The 19,597-nt window shown below is 47.6% G+C and carries 17 protein-coding genes; 10 read left to right on the plus strand and 7 right to left on the minus strand.

Annotated elements, in window-relative coordinates; all coding sequences use genetic code 11:
• The first annotated feature begins 69 nt into the window (after positions 1 to 69).
• The 4 genes from glnA to ABEQ74_RS16860 all read left to right on the plus strand — a co-directional run bounded on the left by glnA (position 70) and on the right by ABEQ74_RS16860 (position 3,781).
• The gene (gene glnA, locus ABEQ74_RS16845; RefSeq protein ID WP_430123273.1) at positions 70 to 1,494 is read left to right on the plus strand and encodes a type I glutamate--ammonia ligase; all 1,425 of its coding nucleotides are present in this window, start codon (positions 70 to 72) and stop codon (positions 1,492 to 1,494) included.
• Positions 1,495 to 1,653: 159 nt separating this feature from the next.
• On the plus strand, positions 1,654 to 2,739 hold the full coding sequence (gene serC / locus ABEQ74_RS16850) for a 3-phosphoserine/phosphohydroxythreonine transaminase (RefSeq protein WP_430123274.1): 1,086 nt from the start codon (positions 1,654 to 1,656) through the stop codon (positions 2,737 to 2,739).
• Between the two features lie 131 nt (positions 2,740 to 2,870).
• Complete coding sequence (trmL, locus tag ABEQ74_RS16855) at positions 2,871 to 3,335, plus strand: tRNA (uridine(34)/cytosine(34)/5-carboxymethylaminomethyluridine(34)-2'-O)-methyltransferase TrmL (protein WP_430123275.1); 465 nt, start codon at positions 2,871 to 2,873, stop codon at positions 3,333 to 3,335.
• 191 nt (positions 3,336 to 3,526) lie between these two features.
• Positions 3,527 to 3,781, plus strand: coding sequence for an AbrB/MazE/SpoVT family DNA-binding domain-containing protein (locus ABEQ74_RS16860; RefSeq protein WP_053491894.1), 255 nt, complete (start codon positions 3,527 to 3,529; stop codon positions 3,779 to 3,781).
• Positions 3,782 to 4,074: 293 nt separating this feature from the next.
• Here ABEQ74_RS16860 and ABEQ74_RS16865 read toward each other — a convergent pair whose 3' ends face one another.
• The gene (locus ABEQ74_RS16865; RefSeq protein ID WP_430123601.1) at positions 4,075 to 5,160 is read right to left on the minus strand and encodes a phosphodiester glycosidase family protein; all 1,086 of its coding nucleotides are present in this window, start codon (positions 5,158 to 5,160) and stop codon (positions 4,075 to 4,077) included.
• A 5-nt stretch (positions 5,161 to 5,165) separates the two neighbouring features.
• Positions 5,166 to 5,579, minus strand: a complete 414-nt coding sequence (locus ABEQ74_RS16870) for a hypothetical protein (protein ID WP_430123276.1) — start codon at positions 5,577 to 5,579, stop codon at positions 5,166 to 5,168.
• Positions 5,580 to 5,952: 373 nt separating this feature from the next.
• On the opposite strand from ABEQ74_RS16870, the gene ABEQ74_RS16875 reads away from it, so the two are divergent.
• Both ABEQ74_RS16875 and ABEQ74_RS16880 read left to right on the plus strand, forming a co-directional pair.
• Entirely contained in the window at positions 5,953 to 6,609 is a 657-nt protein-coding gene (locus tag ABEQ74_RS16875) for a response regulator (RefSeq protein ID WP_430123277.1), read from the plus strand.
• Between the two features lie 122 nt (positions 6,610 to 6,731).
• Positions 6,732 to 7,955, plus strand: a complete 1,224-nt coding sequence (locus ABEQ74_RS16880; protein WP_430123278.1) for a PLP-dependent aminotransferase family protein — start codon at positions 6,732 to 6,734, stop codon at positions 7,953 to 7,955.
• A gap of 99 nt (positions 7,956 to 8,054) precedes the next feature.
• Here the strand turns inward: ABEQ74_RS16880 and ABEQ74_RS16885 are convergent, their stop codons facing one another.
• On the minus strand, positions 8,055 to 8,831 hold the full coding sequence (locus tag ABEQ74_RS16885) for a DUF2161 family putative PD-(D/E)XK-type phosphodiesterase (RefSeq protein WP_430123279.1): 777 nt from the start codon (positions 8,829 to 8,831) through the stop codon (positions 8,055 to 8,057).
• Between the two features lie 270 nt (positions 8,832 to 9,101).
• Here ABEQ74_RS16885 and ABEQ74_RS16890 point away from each other — a divergent pair, with 270 nt between their 5' ends.
• Positions 9,102 to 10,997 (plus strand): PrkA family serine protein kinase, encoded by a 1,896-nt coding sequence (locus ABEQ74_RS16890; protein ID WP_430123280.1) that lies wholly within the window; start codon positions 9,102 to 9,104, stop codon positions 10,995 to 10,997.
• A 252-nt stretch (positions 10,998 to 11,249) separates the two neighbouring features.
• Entirely contained in the window at positions 11,250 to 12,305 is a 1,056-nt protein-coding gene (locus tag ABEQ74_RS16895; protein ID WP_430123281.1) for a protoglobin domain-containing protein, read from the plus strand.
• Positions 12,306 to 12,429: 124 nt separating this feature from the next.
• On the opposite strand, the gene ABEQ74_RS16900 is transcribed toward ABEQ74_RS16895, so the two are convergent.
• Positions 12,430 to 13,821 (minus strand): SpoVR family protein, encoded by a 1,392-nt coding sequence (locus tag ABEQ74_RS16900; RefSeq protein WP_430123282.1) that lies wholly within the window; start codon positions 13,819 to 13,821, stop codon positions 12,430 to 12,432.
• A 274-nt stretch (positions 13,822 to 14,095) separates the two neighbouring features.
• On the opposite strand from ABEQ74_RS16900, the gene ABEQ74_RS16905 reads away from it, so the two are divergent.
• Entirely contained in the window at positions 14,096 to 15,892 is a 1,797-nt protein-coding gene (locus tag ABEQ74_RS16905) for a S9 family peptidase (protein WP_430123283.1), read from the plus strand.
• A 74-nt stretch (positions 15,893 to 15,966) separates the two neighbouring features.
• Here the strand turns inward: ABEQ74_RS16905 and ABEQ74_RS16910 are convergent, their stop codons facing one another.
• A complete protein-coding gene (locus ABEQ74_RS16910) occupies positions 15,967 to 16,941 on the minus strand; it encodes a cation diffusion facilitator family transporter (protein ID WP_430123284.1) in 975 nt (324 codons plus the stop codon).
• Between the two features lie 317 nt (positions 16,942 to 17,258).
• Here ABEQ74_RS16910 and ABEQ74_RS16915 point away from each other — a divergent pair, with 317 nt between their 5' ends.
• Positions 17,259 to 17,432 carry a GapA-binding peptide SR1P gene (locus ABEQ74_RS16915; RefSeq protein WP_430123285.1) on the plus strand — a complete coding sequence of 58 codons (174 nt, stop codon included), beginning with the start codon at positions 17,259 to 17,261 and terminating at the stop codon, positions 17,430 to 17,432.
• Between the two features lie 402 nt (positions 17,433 to 17,834).
• On the opposite strand, the gene ABEQ74_RS16920 is transcribed toward ABEQ74_RS16915, so the two are convergent.
• Both ABEQ74_RS16920 and ABEQ74_RS16925 read right to left on the minus strand, forming a co-directional pair.
• Positions 17,835 to 18,338 carry a hypothetical protein gene (locus ABEQ74_RS16920; RefSeq protein WP_430123286.1) on the minus strand — a complete coding sequence of 168 codons (504 nt, stop codon included), beginning with the start codon at positions 18,336 to 18,338 and terminating at the stop codon, positions 17,835 to 17,837.
• A gap of 240 nt (positions 18,339 to 18,578) precedes the next feature.
• Positions 18,579 to 19,436 (minus strand): DegV family protein, encoded by an 858-nt coding sequence (locus ABEQ74_RS16925; protein WP_430123287.1) that lies wholly within the window; start codon positions 19,434 to 19,436, stop codon positions 18,579 to 18,581.
• Positions 19,437 to 19,597 lie beyond the last annotated feature (161 nt).

A 19,597-nucleotide genomic window follows, 5' to 3' on the forward strand; every position in this document is an offset into this window, starting at 1 on the left:
GAAAACGAAAGATTAGGAACATTCTTGAGTGGTTTGAGTCTTAATGTTCGGATATTGGGAGGAATAGACATGTCGGTAGAGAAATTATTGCAAACCATTAAAGAGAATAACATCGAATGGGTCGATTTCCGTTTTGTGGATTTAGCAGGAAGGGTACATCACATCAGTTTGCCAGCTTCCGAAGTCGATGAGGAAACATTCGTGAACGGGGTAGCATTTGACGGATCGTCGATTCCAGGATTTCGAGGCATTGAAGAATCCGATATGGTCATGATGCCTGATCCGGAGTCATGCTATATTGATCCATTTACGGCACATCCTACACTTAACATTATGAGCAACATCCATACGCCGGATGGCGAAGCTTATGAGCGTGATCCACGTGGAATTGCAGCCCGGGCTGAGCAGTATCTTCAAGAAGCCGGGATCGGTACCGCAGCATTCTTCGCACCGGAATCCGAGTTCTTCTTGTTCGATGAGGTTCGCTATGAAAGCTCCATGAACAGCTCCAGTTATTTCGTTGATTCGGAGGAAGCCGGATGGAACACCAACCGCAAGGAAGAAGGCGGCAACCTCGGATTCAAAGTTGGCGTCAAAGGCGGATACGTTCCTGTAGCCCCTGTTGATACTCAACAAGACATTCGCAGCGAGATGTGCCGTTTGCTTGAAGAAGCAGGACTCCGCGTCGAGCGTCATCATCACGAAGTAGCCACTGCCGGCCAAGCTGAAATCAATTTCCGTTTCGATACATTAAAGAAGACTGCCGACAATTTGTTGATCTACAAATATATTGTTCATAACACTGCCCGCCAATACGGCAAAACAGCTACCTTTATGCCAAAGCCATTGTTCGGCGATAACGGAAGCGGTATGCACGTTCATCAATCGATATTCGATGGCGATACTCCCCTGTTTTACGAGAAAGGCGCTTATGCTAACCTGAGCGAAATAGCGATTCACTACATTGGTGGTATTCTGTACCATGCTCCTGCATTGATCGCCTTGACGAACCCGAGCACCAACTCATTTAAACGTCTCGTACCAGGCTACGAGGCCCCGGTCAATCTTGTATTCTCCAAAGGCAACCGTTCTGCTGCAGTACGGATCCCAGTCGCAGCTGTAACGCCTAAAGGCTGCCGCATCGAATTCCGCACCCCGGATTCCACAGCAAACCCGTACCTTGCGTTCTCAGCAATGCTGATGGCAGGTTTGGACGGAATCAAGCGTAAAATTGATCCAACTGCACTTGGCTACGGTCCTTACGACAAGAACATCTACGACTTGTCTGACGCTGAGAAGAAGGAGATTCGCAGCGTGCCAGGTTCCCTTGATGAAGCTCTGGATGCCCTGCAAGCCGATTATGAATTCCTGATTGAAGGCGGCGTATTTACAAAAGAGTTTCTTGATAATTTTATTGCGCTTAAGCGTGCTGAAGCCAAAGCAGTTAACATTCGCGTTCACCCTCACGAGTACTCGCTGTACTATGATCTATAATAAATGTGATTCAACATCCCTGGGCATCTGTGCCCGGGATGTTTTTGCACGCAAACTTAGGATATTTTAAATGTGAATAATTACACTTGAAGGTCTATAGGATTGTTGCTATGATTAGCGTTAATTAGAAATCATAGAAAAGAAAGGGTGGAGAGTCTTATGAGCAAGAGAGCATACAATTTTAACGCAGGTCCTGCTGCATTGCCGCTTGAAGTATTGGAGCGCGCCCAGGCTGAATTCGTCAATTACGGGAATACCGGCATGTCAATTATGGAAATGTCTCACCGGGGGCCTGTTTATGAAGCAGTACATAATGAAGCACAGGAACGACTGCTGTCGCTGCTAGGGAACCCATCCGGTTACAAGGTGTTGTTCATACAGGGCGGGGCAAGCACTCAGTTTGCCATGATCCCTATGAATTTCTTGGGACAAGGCCAGATTGCAAATTATGTCATGTCGGGAAGCTGGGCTGACAAGGCCATTAAAGAAGCGAAGCTGATCGGTGAAACCCATGAAGCGGCCTCCTCTAAAGAGAGCAAGTACATGAGCCTGCCTGACCTCAAAAACATGAAGCTGTCGGACCATGCTGCTTATCTCCATCTCACGTCTAATGAGACTATTGAAGGTACGCAGTTTAAGGAATTTCCAGATACGGGCTCGGTGCCGTTGATTTGTGATATGTCGAGTGATATCCTCAGCCGTCCTTTTGATCTGAACCAATTCGGGATGGTATATGCGGGTGCCCAGAAGAACTTGGGACCATCCGGTGTGGCAGTAGTCATCGTCAGAGAGGATATGATTACCGATTCCAAACAGCTGCCGACAATGCTCCGTTACCAGACCTATTTGGCGAATAATTCCCTGTACAATACACCACCATCTTTCGGTATTTATATGATTAATGAAGTTCTGAAATGGATTGAAGAGAAGGGCGGACTGCAGGGCGTTCAAGCGATGAATCGGAAGAAAGCCGGTCTTATCTACGACGCTATTGATCATAGTGACGGTTTCTACCGCGGCTGCGTAAATGCAGAGGCGCGTTCTGATATGAACATCACTTTCCGTCTTGCCACGGAAGAGCTGGAGAAGCAATTTGTTAAGGAATCGGAGCAAGCAGGCTTTGTTGGTCTGAAAGGCCATCGCAGTGTCGGTGGTTTGCGTGCTTCGGTATACAATGCAGTACCTTACGAGAGCGCCCAGGCACTTGTGGAATTCATGCAGCAGTTCAAGAGCCATCACAGCTAATCATTTATGAGATAAATACCCATAACCTTCAGCCCTGTTAGGGCTGAAGGTTATTTTTGGATATCGGGAGAGATCGCTCTGGAATCGGTTATAATAGAAATAAAACAACAGAAAAGGTGGACTATATCAACATGGCATTACACATCGTACTCGTCGAACCGGAAATACCAGCCAATACGGGCAATATCGCCAGAACATGTGCAGCAACGGGAACGCATCTGCATCTGGTTCGTCCACTTGGCTTTAATACAGATGACAAAACATTGAAGCGGGCAGGGCTGGATTATTGGTATGCTGTACATATCGAATATCATGATTCTTTTGAGGAATTACAAGCGCTGTATCCGGATGGACGTTATTTCTATGCTACAACGAAAGCGACCAAGCGTTATATGGATATCGAGTATAGGGATGGAGACTTCCTCGTATTTGGCAAAGAGACTAAAGGGTTACCTCCAGAACTCCTTGCTGCTCATCCCGAAGATTGTATCCGGATGCCAATGACGGATAAGGTTCGTTCGCTAAATCTGTCCAATTCTGCAGCTATCATGGTATATGAGGCATTACGCCAACTTGACTTTCCAGGTATGGAATAAGTCCTCCAGCATCTTGAGTTGGGGAGAAGCATCCGCCTGTACCTAGAAAAAAATATAAAAATTAAGAAAATCTTTATAACCAGCAGGATTCGACAGTTTTTTATCGAACTATTATACTAGGCCCTTATTATCAGTTTCGTACTGTGGTGTCAGAAATCACTTGTTAATTATGAAAGAGGTGTACAATCGTTATGAAACCTGCTGGTGTGGTTCGTAAAGTGGATCAGCTGGGAAGAATCGTTCTACCTAAGTCTCTCCGAAAAAGATATCAAATGAACGAGGGGGATCCCGTAGAGATTCTTGTACAGGGGGACCATATTATATTGGAACGCTATCGTCCGAAATGCGTCTTCTGTGGTTCTATGGATGGAGTAAGCGAGTTTAAAGAGCGCTATATCTGTTTGCCATGCATGTCCGAAATGCAACAACTTCCTAAACATGCATAGTGCTCCATATGAATTACCTTTTGAGCATCGCTTTTAAGCGGTGCTTTTTTGTTTCGATAATAGTCCTGAAAAAATAAAAACTCCCTCGATATACGAGGGAGACGCCTTACAGGCCTTTGGTCTTATCATCATTGTATGCCGCGGTCCAAATACCAACCATATAAAGGGCGAATACAAGCATGACAATCCAAAATGTTAATGAGAAAGACATTCTTGCCACCTCCTGCTAAGCTAATCTTTATTATACCCATCTTGGGCGAAAAAACCAACGAGAATATAGGTGCAAGAAGCTATCATTTGAAAAATAAGAAATGCGTAGGAACGGGCCGCAGGTTTCCATCCGATGGTTTATTTACGACACGGCCGTTAAGCACAAGAGAGGTGGAACCTCCGCCATCCAGATTATATGCATCGATGACGCCTAGTTTTTTTAGCTTGACTTGCAGTTCTTGCAGCGTGGCTCCTGATTTGCCCTTCTCATCATACCCTTCGGTAACTAGGATGAGCAGCTGATCGTCTTTATAATTGCCAATCACCGTGCGCGGCGCACGGCCCGGAGATGTTCTCCATTTTTCCGGGATTGTCGTCAGATTACCATTTTTCATCAGAACCGGTACGAAGGTAGCACCAAAACTCGGATTCAGCCGATCAAGGTCACGCTGGCTGTGGAACTTGCCGCCGATCAGCTTGCCGGATTCGCTTAGGCCGACAAACGCAAGATCCTTAAAGCTGGGTTGAAATCCCGAAACGTACTTGCCGTTATAGAAGGTCGTACTGAGCGGATGTCTGCCCCCGTTCCCGTCTGCAAACCCACCGGCATTAATTCCTGCAACCGCCCCGTGCCGGCTAACGGCACGCATGGTAGTTTCTACAGACCCCGGCCTGCCGCTTTCGCTGCCAAGGGACATCTTCATCGCAGTCGGATCCTTGAGCTTGATCTTCATCGCATATCCATGGTAGGCACCAGGATTGACCTTGTATAATTCGATACGGATCCGGTCACTGTTTACGGTCTCAATAGGAACTCCCAGCTTGGCAGTGATTCTCCGATTATAAATCTGCTCGGGACGTGCTGCTTGGGATTCCGTAGTTTTCAGGATGGTACCTACCGTGGCGGTCGTCTGCCTGTAAAGCTTGGCCGTTTTTTCAATGGAGGATATCGTCTGTTCCGCCGAGAGTGCAGCCTGATCCAGATTCTGTTTGATGATGGCTGACTGTTCCGATATGCTGCCGGTAGGTATGTATGCTGCGGTGTCGTGTGACAAACGCGGCGGCTCCGTTAATAACCACATACATAACAGCAACCCAATAAAAGGAGCGATGGCTAGCATAAATGTACGGTTTAGCTGCTTTGGACGAATATACTTCAGTTTCCTCAGTTTACTCACTTGAGCAGCTCCATCTTGCGCTCCAGGGCTTTCAGCTGTTTCTCCACTTCGTTTAATTGACTGTACAGCTTGTTGCTGTTGTCTGTTTTGCCGCTAGCCTGATCTTTGGTAAAAGTCAACAGCTCATTAAACGATTGAACCTTGCTCTGCATTTCGTCTATCTCCTGAACCAGTTCATTAAACTTCTGATCATACTCCGCTTTGAACGATGCCATTTCCTTCCGCGTATCCTCTTGCAGCTGTATTACGACTTGCTCTTTTAGTTGATTGCTATATAAGTAGGCTGCGGTAGTACCCAGCCCGATGAGAACAATCCAAAAAACCCAGAACCATTTGGTCGAAGGTCCCTTTTGGTGCACTTCCTCACGGGTTTTATAGGGGGAATTGTATTCTGGCCCCAACGCTGGCATTTCATCACCCCTCAAAAACTATCATTTTTTCCAGCTATCATTCTATCATGTCAGAATTACTTTCGCAAAGACGAATAAATCATGCTTGTTTTTATGAAAAATAGATTGCCTAGAAAGTTAGAGTGGGATACAATTTGTATAGATTTGTTAATCCAAAAAGATACATATGAGACATTAGCCTTGTATACCGTCCCTTTCATACGCAGCTGCGGAAGATAAACCTCTTTTATATACGAAAAAGGTTGAAAGTGTGTCAGTCTGTATCTGCAAACAACGAAGGATCGAATGTGGCGGCAAGCAAGGAAATGACGCTGCTTACTTAGATAGAGATACTAGTGATTCAAGTTCGTTGAAACAGGAGGTCTATTTGAAGATGAATCAGGTTTGGCGAGTAGTTATAGTCGGCAGTCAACCTACAAGCATGCTGGGAACAAAATTGATCTTGGAAGAGCAGCAGGACCTGCTCGTTGAGGGCATGACGTCCTCGGATTCTGAAGGGCTTCGAATGGTCGGGAGTCTTCAGCCCGATTTGGTACTATTGGATTACCATCTGCCGGAACACACATCCGAGGATGTGCTTGAGCAGATGAAACAGCTGTCTCCAAAGACGCATGTTGTCATTATGACGGATAATGACGGATTGTCTTTGCTGCAATCCTTGATCAGTCGCGGAGCAAGCGGCCTGTTATCCAAACAGGCATCCACTTTCCAGCTTATTCATATGATTACCGGATTGCGGGAAGGCGTTGCCTCGCTGCCGCTCGATTGGGTAAGGCAGGGCATATGGCCGTTAACCGTATCTGCGATGAACGAAGGCGGCCTTCAGCTCTCGGATACGGAAGCTTTTATTATGGAACGGATCGTCCAAGGTATCACCTACGACAAAATCGCCTTGGAAATACAGGTCAGCCGGCGCTCGATTGATAATTACCTCCGTAAAATCTACGTGAAACTAGGAGTATCCACCCGTGCGCAAGCGATCGAGAAGTATGCCTTATATACCCGCCAAGGCAGACAAATCTATGCATAAAGTCATACATAAAGTTATAATTAGGTCTAATATACAAATAACAGGAATACCTTTTAGAGGTTATCTTAGAGGCTCCTGAACACAAAACCGAGGCTATGATAACGGTTAGAGGAGGGACTTCCATGCAGTATTCCTTTGCTTCCCGTGCACAGACCCTTTTGTCATCCCCGCTGCGCGATATCAGGGAACTTGCGAAGCGGGATTCTTTTATTTCTTTAGCCGAAGAATTGCCGGCAGAAGAGCTATTCCCTGTGCATTCTCTGGCGGAGTCGGCAACATCCGTACTCTCCGAAGACCCGCTCGCCTTGCAGTACGGTGAGGCCGAAGGTTACAGACCGCTCCGTGAGTGGCTGAGTCAAGATTTTTCCCGCCGAAAAGGTCTACATGTCCAGCCCCAGCATATACTGCTGACAACGGGTACCCAGCAGGCTATTGATTTGCTGGTCAGGGTGTATGTGGACCCTGGGGATCCTGTGCTGGTCGACAATCCTACCTCACCGGGACTGCTCCAAGTGCTTCGGCTTCAAGGAGCTGCGATCATACCTGTTGAGGGAGATCAGGAGGGGATGGTGCCTGAGCATCTGGAAGCCATGATCCGAAAGCATAAACCGAAGCTGCTAATGACGGCACCCAATTTCACCAATCCAACCGGTGTGGCCTGGAGCTTGGAGCGGCGCAAGAAGGCGCTGGACCTGTGCATTTCGCATGGACTTCTTATTGTCGAGGATGATTCTTACGGTGATCTCTCCTTTGCAGACGGTAAGAATCAGGCAACAGAGTTGCCCTCGATTTTCTCACTTGAAGAGAAGCAAGGCGAGCATGTCCTGTATGTCGGATCTTTCAGCAAGACGGTGGCACCGGCGCTTCGAACGGGATGGGCTGCCGGCAACCGGCGTGTGATTGAGATGATGACGGCTGTGAAGCAGATGGCCGATTGGCAATCCAGTATGCTAAATCAGCGGATGCTGCACCATCTGCTGGAATCCAAGCATTTTCAGCTGGAGGATCATATCGGCATGCTGAATCGGGAATATGCCATCAGGCTCAAGCTGATGGTGGAACTGCTCAAACGCAGTGCTTGGAAGGATTCTACGTATAGTATACCTTCCGGTGGGATGTTTCTCTGGGTACAACTGCCTCCAGGATTGGATGGAGAGGCGCTTCTGAGAGCGGCTTTATTAAAGGGGGTTGCTTTTCTTCCAGGCTCCATGTGCTCTGCAACATCGGCAAAAGATCGTATCCGCGAATGTATCCGGCTGAATTTTACACATCCCGGCCGGGATGAGCTGCTGCTCGGAATGAATCTCATCAGCGAAGCGGTATTGGAATTTACGGCCCGGAACTAGCCATGGTGGCTTAGTGATAGTTGAACTGGTTGTAACATATCGGAAGCTGCTGAATGGAACTTGATCCGTTCAGCAGCTTTTTTTCATGACGGCTACGCTTTATGATTTCAACACAGAAGCATAGTCTGTCAGGGCTTGGATACCGGCTGGCGTGAGTACGTAGCGTCCACGACTGACTCTGCGGAACCAGCCATAGTAATTGCGCTGCAGAATGTCGGCGGCCGACCCTACACCGCTTCGCTCACGGACAGCTGCCGGGGAAATGCCGGGCAGCACCGAAGGCGAAGGTCCTTCCGGGGACGCGTGGTCATTCTGCAGTTCACGCAAACGGCGTTCTTCCATTTCCGCTGTATTCATGACCGCTGCTACGCGCAGCGTCTTTTCCCGATAGGCCGTCACCAGCTTAGCTCTCGTAATTCCGCCCGTGTTGTAATCGCCGCTGCGCTCTCGAAACTCATACAGCAAGCGTTCCTTCCTCCGGATGGCGGTTCGCCCTTGCTGCACGGCAATCTCCGGCTCACATAGCACTTCGACGAAGGGTGCCTTGGTTTTGTAAAAGGTTACCGTGATGAGACCCAGTCCCAGCTTACCGCATAACGCGGTGAGCTCACCCCAGCGCTGATTGACGGCTCCTTTCTTCGCCCGACTCTTCTCGACGGCAAGATATACGTACGGAGTCAGCTTCAGCCGCTCGATGCCCTGGAGCAGAAGGGCCAGATTGAATGTTTTCTTTAGCTCCACAATGAGTGGCTCATCGGTGCCGTCCTTCATTCCGACCAGATCGCAATTGCGCACCTCGCCTTTAACTTCATATCCGTTTAGTTCAAAAAAGGCCTTCAGGGGAGCGTACAGCTCGGCTTCATGCTTTATTGCCATGATGACTCTCCTTTTTTCTATCCGTAAATGATGAAATGTCGTGACTCGTGATGTCATTTTAGTATAGCATGTGAACGCTGTGATGGCTCATCCGTTCGTCGAATGACCGATGGTTAGTTAAAAAGCGTCTGCTTGACTTCGAAAATAAGGTCAACTATTCCAAGCAAGCCGCATAGGTATGTAATACACTTTTTCGATAATGGCATGTTTTCTAATGACGCTGTGGAATGGAAGCCAATCCCCATAAACAGACTCATAGGAGGTAGCGATATGGATATTTTCGAACGCATAGCATCGTATCGGGCAGAAGGCGACCGTTTGGCGTGGAGCGGCACATTCAGGGAATACATCGAAATACTTAAGAAGGATCCCTCTCCAGCCATGACGGCACATGCCCGTGTGTATGACATGATCGAATCCTACGGTTTCGAAGAGAGCGGGGGTCAGAAAAAATATAAGTTTTTTGAGCAAGAAATATTCGGTCTCGACCGGGCTGTTGAGAAACTCGTAGAGGAATATTTCCATTCCGCAGCCCGCAGGCTTGATGTACGTAAACGCATATTACTGCTTATGGGACCCGTCAGCGGTGGCAAATCTACCCTGGTTACGCTGTTAAAGCGTGGGCTGGAAAAACACTCACGTACGGATCGGGGAGCCATATATGCCATAGCAGGCTGCCCGATGCAAGAAGAACCACTGCATCTGATTCCGCTGGAGCTCAGACCGGAGATCGAGAAGGAGCTTGGCGTCCGAATCGAGGGGAATCTGTGCCCCGCCTGCCAGCTGCGTTTAAGAACCGATTACGGCGGTGATATAGAGCTTGTTGAAGTGGAACGCGTGTTGATCTCGGAGGAAAACAGGGTCGGTATCGGAACCTTCAGTCCTTCTGATCCCAAGTCGCAGGATATAGCCGATTTAACCGGCAGCATCGATTTCTCAACGATCACGGAATATGGCTCCGAATCGGATCCGCGTGCCTATCGGTTTGATGGTGAGCTGAACAAAGCAAACCGGGGCTTGATGGAATTCCAGGAGATGCTCAAATGCGACGAAAAATTTTTATGGAACCTGCTCTCCCTGACCCAGGAAGGGAATTTCAAAGCGGGCCGGTTTGCGTTAATAAGCGCGGATGAGCTGATCGTGGCCCATACCAACGAATCCGAGTATAAGGCATTCATTGCCAATAAGAAGAACGAGGCCCTGCAATCCCGGATGATTGTCATGCCGATCCCGTATAATCTGCGCGTCAGCGATGAGGAGAAGATCTACTCGAAGCTGATCGGTCAAAGCGATATGAAGCATATTCATATTGCCCCGCATGCGCTCCGATCAGCAGCAATATTCTCTGTCTTGACTCGTTTGAAAGAGACGAAGAAGCAAGGGATGGATTTGATCAAGAAGATGCGGATGTACGATGGGGTTGAGGTCGAAGGTTATAAAGAAGCGGATTTGAAAGAAATGCAGAATGAATATTTGGAAGAAGGCATGTCCGGCATCGATCCGCGATATGTGATCAACCGGATTTCCAGCGCTTTGATTAAGCAGGACCTTCAGTGCATTAATGCGCTGGATATGCTGCGGGCGATTAAGGATGGATTGGATCAGCATGCGTCCATTGCCAAGGAAGAGCGGGAACGCTATCTGAACTTTATATCTGCCGCGCGTAAGGAATATGACGATCTGGCCAAGAAGGAAGTACAGAAGGCTTTTGTCTATTCTTTTGAGGAGTCCGCCAAGACGCTGTTCGAGAATTATTTGGATAACATTGAGGCGTTCTGCAATTGGACCAAAATTCGCGATCCGCTAACTGATGAGGAAATGGATCCCGATGAAAGGTTGATGCGCTCGATTGAGGAGCAGATCGGTGTGTCGGAAAATGCGAAGAAGGCCTTCCGGGAAGAGATCATGATCCGGATTTCAGCCTATTCACGTAAGGGCAAGAAGTTTGAGTATCATAACCATGAGCGGCTTCGTGAGGCGATTGAGAAGAAGCTGTTCACCGACCTGAAGGATATCGTCAAAATCACAACCTCGACGAAAACGCCGGATGCCGTCCAGCTGAAACGGATTAACGAGGTAAGCTCCAGATTAATAGATGAACATGGGTATTGCCCGGTATGTGCCAATGAGCTGTTAAGATATGTTGGCAGTCTGTTGAATCGATAAAGTTATATACAAGGCTTCTGAAGCCATTGGATTTCATAGGAAATACCCAAAACGTGAGCTATGTCCTAATAAGATGTAGTTCACGTTTGGGTGTTTTTTCATGTTAAGGATAAATCGACCTGGATAGTGCGTGAATATACACATAATTAGGACTTTGGGTTTATGTTTAGATGGTAAATATAGTCTATAATGGACCTTAAGTTACTTGAACTTGTGAGATTCATCACACTACTTAGGAGTGAATTTTTCGAAATGATTGATGTTTCCCCGAAAAGACGTCAACAGTTGGAGTATATCGGTTTAGATGACCACGGATTAGAGCTTCTGGCCAGTCTTCGTGATGTATTTTCGAAAGTGGTGGATGAGGTCGTTGACCGATTTTATGCACAGATTGGCACGCAACCGCAGCTTATGCAGATTATTGACCGCACTTCGAATGTGGAGCGGCTTAAGGAAACCCAGCGGGTATACTGGTTATCGCTTGCACAGGGAAAAGTGGATGATGTCTATATTGCCGAACGGATTAAGATCGGACAAGTTCATTCTAGAATTGGACTGACAACAGATTATTATCTTGGAAGTTATATGGTTTATTTGGATATCGCCGCCGACTTACTGCAACAAATCGTTCCGGATCAATGGGTTCAGGTCGTGCATGCATTAAGCAAGATGTTCAATTTGGATTCCCAGCTCGTACTGGAAGCTTACGAGATGAAAGAGAAAGAAAAAATTAGCAATTTGGCTACAGATCAGCAAAAAATGCTGGAAGCGATCACGGGGGCTGTTCAAGAATTGACTGCGATGATCGTGGAGCTGGACCAGAGCGCAGCACTGATGGCGGACAATGCCATGAAGACAGCCGAAGCACAGCAAAATGCGCATACGCTGACTTCCGAACTGGGCGAAGAGATTCTGCATATCGAGCGGATGGGAAGTCTGATCAGAGAGATCTCCGATCAGAGTCATTTGCTTGGCCTGAATGCAGCGATTGAGGCAGCTCATGCGGGAGAGCTGGGCAGAGGGTTCGAAGTGGTTGCTGGCGAAGTCCGCAAGCTGGCCACCAACTCCAAGAAGGCAATGGATGAAATCCAAACCAAAGTCAGCGGTATTATCCGCAAGCTGGGTCTGGTCGAACAGGAATCGGAGAAGACATCCGTGAGCGCACGTAATCAAGCGGCAAGCTCGCAGGAATTGGCTGCCTTTGTCAAAATGATGGAGAAGCTGGCGGATGATCTGGAGTCACTTCAGCATGAATATGATATTCAGAAGCACGATATCGAATTGGAGACCATTTATAATTCTCGGTAAATAACAGCAGAACCAGATGACTTATATTTTATATGGATAAACACGACAGCACCAGCAAATGGAGGCATTACTCCAATCGCTGGTGCTGCTGCGTTATATAGGGTTATTATCATTCGCAGACTTGTTAAATAAACCGCCGATGAAGCTTTTTTCCATCATAGGAGAACAGAATCGGCTTGTTCTCTATCATCGTATGCAGATGCACCGGTTTGCCCCAGAGCCTGTAAACATGAGGGACAGTGCGCTCCATATATTTCAGGTCAAGCTCGATGCCTTCGTACAAATGCTTGATCATCAGCTCACCGGAACGGAGATGGTCGCCATCTGTCACCACGAGGTAAGGCGATCCGCCATTGACGCGGGATACGACCAGCTGGTCGCGAATATTCTCCCAAGCTTTATCGGTGATTTTCCACTCTGGTCCTTTTTTCTCGAACACATACAGGTCCAGATCTCTCACCAATTCTTTGGTAAGATAATTGCGCAGAAAGGAGATATCGGAATCGTATTCGCGTACATCAAACATCTTCTCCCGATCCCAGCGGCGCTCGATATCCTCAAAGATTTTAAGGCCCAGGTAGTACGGATTCAGACTATGCCGTGACGGCTGAACAACCGAGGCGTTAAGCTTGGCGAATTCCACGGTTTCATCGCTGGTCAGATCCATTTCCCGCAGGATGCGCTGATGCCAATACGAAGCCCAGCCTTCGTTCATGATCTTCGTCTCCATCTGTGGCCAGAAGTACAGCATTTCTTCCCGGAGCATGCTCATAATGTCCCGTTGCCAATCTTCCAGAATATCGGAGTACTCCTGAATGAACCACATGATGTCTTTCTCGGGCTCAGGCGGAAAGCGCTTGGCTGAGGCTGTGTATTTATTCGGTTTCTCTTCATCCTCTTCGTCCATTCCCCATAAATCATCGTATCGGCCAGGAGGCTGCTGCCGCTTCGCTTCTTCTTCACGCTCTTGCATCCGGCGTGCAGTGTACCGCTCTTTATCCAGTTTATCCGGCCTTACAATCTGTGGATCCACATGCTCTTGAATCGCCAGTACAGCATCGATAAACTGCTCAACCGCTTCCGTACCATGCTCAATTTCATAGCGGGATATCCGCTCGGCAGTGGCCGACATGCTTTCCACCATATTGCGGTTGGAGACGGAGAAGCGGGCGTTGTTCTTAAAGAAATCACAATGAGCAAGGACATGAGCTACGATGAGTTTGTTCTGGATCAGTGAATTGCCGTCCAGGAGAAACGCGTAGCAGGGATTGGAGTTAATTACGAGCTCGTATATTTTACTAAGTCCAAAGTCATATTGCATTTTCATTTTATTGAAGGTTTTTCCAAAGCTCCAATGGCTGAAGCGGGTAGGCATGCCATAGGCACCGAAGGTATATATGATGTCTGCCGGGCAGATTTCGTATCGCATAGGGTAAAAATCAAGACCAAAGCCTGTAGCGATCTCGGTAATCTCCGCAATGGAACGTTCCAGTTCCGCGATCTCGTCTTGGTGCACAAGGATTCCCCCTTCGTCATGAAAAACTTGGTTCTTATCATTTATATGGAATCCCGCTGCAGATATGCGGGCTGCACAAGGGAATCGGAGAAATGATGTAATAATGAATATTATCTTGATCTTCTCGGTCGGGAGACGTAGTGTCTTCTACGTCCGAATAACGATACCGAACAGGTGAATTTTGGGTTATAATAGGATTGGAATCCGGCGAGTTTCCTAATTATATCCATTTATTAACCGCTGGATTATTCGATAAGATCAGGGAGGCAGAACAATGATTGATTTTCCTAAACCGGATGTAGAGCAATTTTTTCAAACGTATGCCATTCGTACATTTGGCATCAGCGCCGATGAATCACGCCTCGTATTCAGCAGCAGCCTGAATGGTAAGTTTAATTTATGGGCCATGGATTTAGAAGGAGAGAGCCCTTATCCTTATCCCCTTACATACAACGATCAGATCGCGAGCTTCATTAAGCTGGACCCGGAAGGGCGGCATATCTTAACGGCGTTCGACCGTGATGGAAATGAGAATTATCAATTTCATGCGTTGCGGTGGAACGGCGGAGAGCCTATGCCACTGTTTGGCGGAGCTGATCCGAATGATAAGCATTACTTCATTCATCTGTCGGAGGACGGAAAACGTTTGTACTATGTCACATCCAAAGACAATCCATCCTTCTTAAATTCGCATGTGTATCATCTGGATACGCAAGAGGATCGACTGCTGCTTGAAGGCAAGGAGACGTCGACTGAATTATGCGCCGTAAGCCCGGATGAGAAGACGATCGCATATACTAAGATGTACGCAAACACTTATTATGTAAGTTATGTGAAGCGTGAAGGCGAGGAAGCCCTCTGCTTGACGCCTTCACCTGAACAGGTGCATATTTCGGGCAATGTACTGTTTACCAGCAATGATCAGGTCATTTTCGCTACGGATTATGAATCGGAATTTTCCTATGTAGCATGTTATGACATCACGCAGCAGAAGTTTGAGCCTCTGTGCCGCATCGACCGGGAGAGTGTTAAACACATGCGGTATCATAAGGATTCCCGAACTATCTACATCGTCACGGAAAGAGGAGTAGAGGATCGGCTGTATTCCTATTCGCTTGACAGTGGTCAGTTAACCGCCATTCCTCTTCCGTCGGACATCGTGGAACAGCTGAATGTCACGAAGTCCGGTAATCTGTACCTGCTCGCCCGAGGTGCAGTGAAGCCGCTTAACATTTACCGTTACTCAGGTGGCACATGGAGCATGATCACGAAGAACGTGCTGACAGGGCTGACCGATGAGGACATGGTGACGCCGGATGTGGTGACATATCCATCTTTTGACGGGATGGTGATTGAGGCACTTCTGTTCCGCGCCAAAGACAACGTAGCAAACGGATATACCGTGTTTTGGCCGCATGGGGGCCCGCAAGCCTCGGAACGCAAGCAGTTCCGCTCCATGTTCCAATATATCCTTGCGAAAGGATATCACATCTTCTGTCCGAACTTCCGGGGAAGTACGGGGTATGGCAGTTCTTTTGTCAAATTGGTAGAGCAGGATTGGGGCGAGGGACCGCGCAAGGACTGCTTGGCAGGCATGGATTGGCTGTTTGAGCAAGGGATTTCGAGCCGCGAGAAGCTGTTTGTGTTGGGCGGAAGCTACGGCGGTTATATGACCCTGCTGCTGGCGGGCCGGAATCCGGAATATTTCAAGGCTGCCATTGACATCGTTGGGGTCAGCAATCTGTTTACCTTCTATAACTCGGTACCTGAGCACTGGAAGCCGATCATGGAACGCTGGATCGGTGATCCGGAGCGTGATAAGGAGCGCTTTATCAAAGATTCGCCGATTACGTACCTGGATAACATGGTGAACCCGATGCTTATTGTTCAGGGAGCCAACGATCCGCGTGTCGTCAAGGAAGAGTCAGACCAAATCGTCGAAGCGCTGCGGGCCAAGGGCCGGGATGTGGAGTACCTGGTATTCGAGGACGAGGGTCATGGAATAACCAAGAAGGCAAATGAAAAAATCGCCTACGCTCGAATGGATGAATTCCTGAAACGCAATCAATAAGCATGTCATTACCATTATGAAAAGAGAGGCATACCCGAGGTTCATTCGAACCCTGAGGATGCCTCTTTGACTATCTATTTATCGATGTCTTCGCTCGGATTCCAGAGCTTGATGCCATCATCCTCCAAAATGCCGAGGGTCACATCCGAAATATTCGGATCCTGATTCAGCAGGGCATTGATCCTCATCTTGGAATGGCCAGCCTCAGCCAAGGTCATTCCCTTCTTCAGTTCAATATAGGCCTCTACATGATAGTTTCGGCCTTCCTGCAGAATTCGCAGGCGATTGATATCACGAACGTCACGATCGCTTAGAATGAGCTTGGATATCTTCTCTTCAACTTCATTCGGAGCGGCTACTCCAATTAAGCCAACCATGTTATCGTAGCCGACCTTAAACGCCACGCCTACCATGAGACAGCCGATCAGGATGGTCGCAATTCCGTCCAGGATGAGGAAATGGAAGAAATGGGCGAACACAATAGCAATCAGAGCAAAGAGGGCACCCAGTGTTGCTACGATATCTTCATAGAACACCAGTCTTGTCGGTGGAGCAGCACGGCCTGCGTGCTTGAAAGCCGCTGGCAGCAGGGCAAGGCCGGATGCCTGAACGTGCGTTTCTTTCATAATCTCTTTCATGGCTTTGAACAGAATCGAGCCGTCGATGAGTACGGCGACAGCCAGCACAATGAAATTGAGCCAGAAGTTTGTGGCTTCCTCCGGATGCTTTAACAGTTTAAAGCCTTTAAGGATCGTCTCATAGGCCATAATGGTAACCACGATCACCGCCACCATACAGACCAGATTTATGACCCTGCCGAAGCCGGTGGGAAACTTCTTGGTCGGCTTTCGCTCGGCGAGCACACTGCCGACAAATACAAATCCCTGGTTCACGGCGTCTGCCACCGAATGCATAGCCGATGCGAACATGGTTCCGCTGCCGCTGACCGATGCGGCAATTCCCTTGATCACCGCTAATCCCGTGTTGCCAAGTGCCGCGATGGCAGAAGAGGTATTTCCTTTCTTAATGAGCTGCCATGTGTTCTTCAACCTAAACCCTCCATCAATAATGTCAAATGACTATCATTTCCGAAGAATATTTTATCATGCGGTTCCAATTTAAGGATATAAATTCATCGTTGGGCAGATTATTCTTTCGTCAAGTTTTCAATTTTTTGTTTGTATTAAACATGATGTACTCATAACTTCATTTATAATCCAATATATTATGATTACAGTGGGAAATAAAGGGAGGCGTGAGCCGGAGATTAAGGATTAATATCGAGCATGTTGCAACGGGTTGTTTGGCTAACGAGCAGGTGTAAATGGCCTTGCAGCAAGGTGAATAAGCCTAAGGAGGAAATATAATGAAAGCGTTAACAAGCCCGGAGGCAGCTAAAGACAAGACAAATGAGGAATGGGGCCTGATTATATGCTCCAGATGTGACGAGATGGTGGATACAATCCCGAGCGACGGTGTGAAGATTATTTATGGATACTGCGGGAAAGGAGAATGTAAAGGGACAGAATCCCTTAATTAATGAATGACAATGGTGATCCTCGAAGGATAAACAAGGCATGCTTAAGGGGAGATGATTCCTATAAGCATGCTTTTTTAGTTGTGTTACTTATATGATGGTTTCTGCAGTGTATTGTTCGTAGCAACCGGTGTAACAGTAGGAGATTTCCTGCAAGGGGTTAAATAAATGCGGGACAGCGGGCTAAAAACCCATTCCGTCATGATGTACTTTGGCACGAGAACTGTCCGGTATATTCGCAGCATTCATCATCTGTTTCAAAGTAATGAATCTTTCGCTGTCACTGCGTCTTCATAATTCATGGCGGCGTAATCCTTAATATTCATAAACATATAAAGGCAATCCGAATTTAGTTATCCTTCGGATTGCCTTTATGCATTGTTTAACGGTTTAACGAGGTATTACTTAACTATGTCTTCTTCGCCCAAGAATCAGCCATGCTCCGCCAAGTACAAGAATGACGGCAATGACAGGCTGTATGAATGACAGGTAGCTCATTACCGGTCCTATGGAGAATACAATGAAGAACAGCAGGGAGAGCACAGTCAGAATGTTAATTGGAATAAGCAGCCACTTGTTACGCGAACCGAACCAATAGAACTCAAACAGCCCTGCGGCGGCCGCCAGAATAAAGCCGGGCCACATGGATCCCCATGAGTCGAACAGGGTGGCGATTTGGCTGACAATACCGGCAGTGAGCAGGACGCCGCCTGGTATTAACAGTCCGATTCCCTTGCGTCCAACAAGCGAGAAATACATCCAATGGAAAAATAATCCGAGTGGGATCACAAACATCGTGGGCCAGAATGTGGCAAAGATTGAACCGGGACCAACCGTTCCGCCTTGATTTAATAGTAAGTAAGCGCCGAGCAGGATGAGCAGAGGTGCCAATATGGTACGTTTCATCATCAAACGTCGTTCCTTTCCTTATGTAAATGGATTAATCCAAGAATACCATGCAAGAGCCGGAGTGTCCTCGGTCCATCGGGGAATGTTTAACCTAGACTTTAGTCTAGGAAGGTCATCCGATTGGCTTAGCGGGAGGGTCATGTGTTTATATAGGAGCATAGGATCCGGCAGACGATATTCCAAAAAAGACAATCCTGCTGAAGTGTTTACATTGCAGGACTGTCTTCGGATGAACAAACTTTAAGATGGCTTCTTGGTGTACATGAGACCAACGGTTTGAGGACCACAGTGACTGCAAATGACACAACCAGCTGTCGAAATGCTAACCTGTTTAGCACCGGTTTTCTCTTGCAGCTGCTTCTGCAGGAAGCGGGCTTCCTCTTCTGCCATGGTATGTACAACAACGATCAGATCATTGTCCATGTTATCAACTTGCACCAGGGCATTCTGTATCATTTGGTCGAGGGCCTTTTCCTTCTTGCCGCGAACCTTGTATGCAGGCGTCATGCTGCCGTCCATGACCTTGATAACCGGACGGATTTTCAGCAGACTGCCGATAATATTCTGCATGCCGGAACAGCGCCCGCCCTTATACAAATAATCCAGCGTATCAACAACGAATTCGCATTCCACTTCATTCACGATACTGCTTAATAACTCCACGATATGGGGTATCGACGAGCCTGCACGGGCCGCATGTACAGCCTTCATGACAAGCAGTCCAATACCTGAGGATAGATTCCGCGAATCAAAGACCGTGACCCGGCCTTCCGGAAGTTCTCCCGCGGCTATTAGCGCATTTTGGTAAGTGGAAGAGAGCTCTGAGGAAATGCTCAGGAACAGAATATCTTCACCTTGCTCGATGGAGGGCGTGAAGGCGGCAATGAAGTCAGACGGTGAGGGAGCCGCTGTTTTGGGCAGGCTGCCGGTCTGATCTACTTTGGCGTAGAGCTGCTCGGGTGTAATGTCGACTCCATCGCGTAAGGATTGTTCTCCAAATACGACATAAAGCGGAACAATGCCGATATTATATTCTTCTATCCACGAGGACGGCAAGTCGCAGGTGCTGTCAGCAAAAATTCTAATTGTACCAGGCATGAACATCTCCCTTTATCTACTAATTGAGTCTGTAATACTAGAATACCTTGTTTGATAAGAAAAGGGAATCTATCATCATTGTTTTGATGAGAATGTGGGACGAATGCTAGAAAAAGTGTAAAAATGCAACTTCAACAACAAGTTTCCCGTTTAGGATGATG

This window comes from Paenibacillus solani, assembly GCF_050475945.1.
Lineage (GTDB): Bacteria > Bacillota > Bacilli > Paenibacillales > Paenibacillaceae > Paenibacillus_AQ > Paenibacillus_AQ solani_A.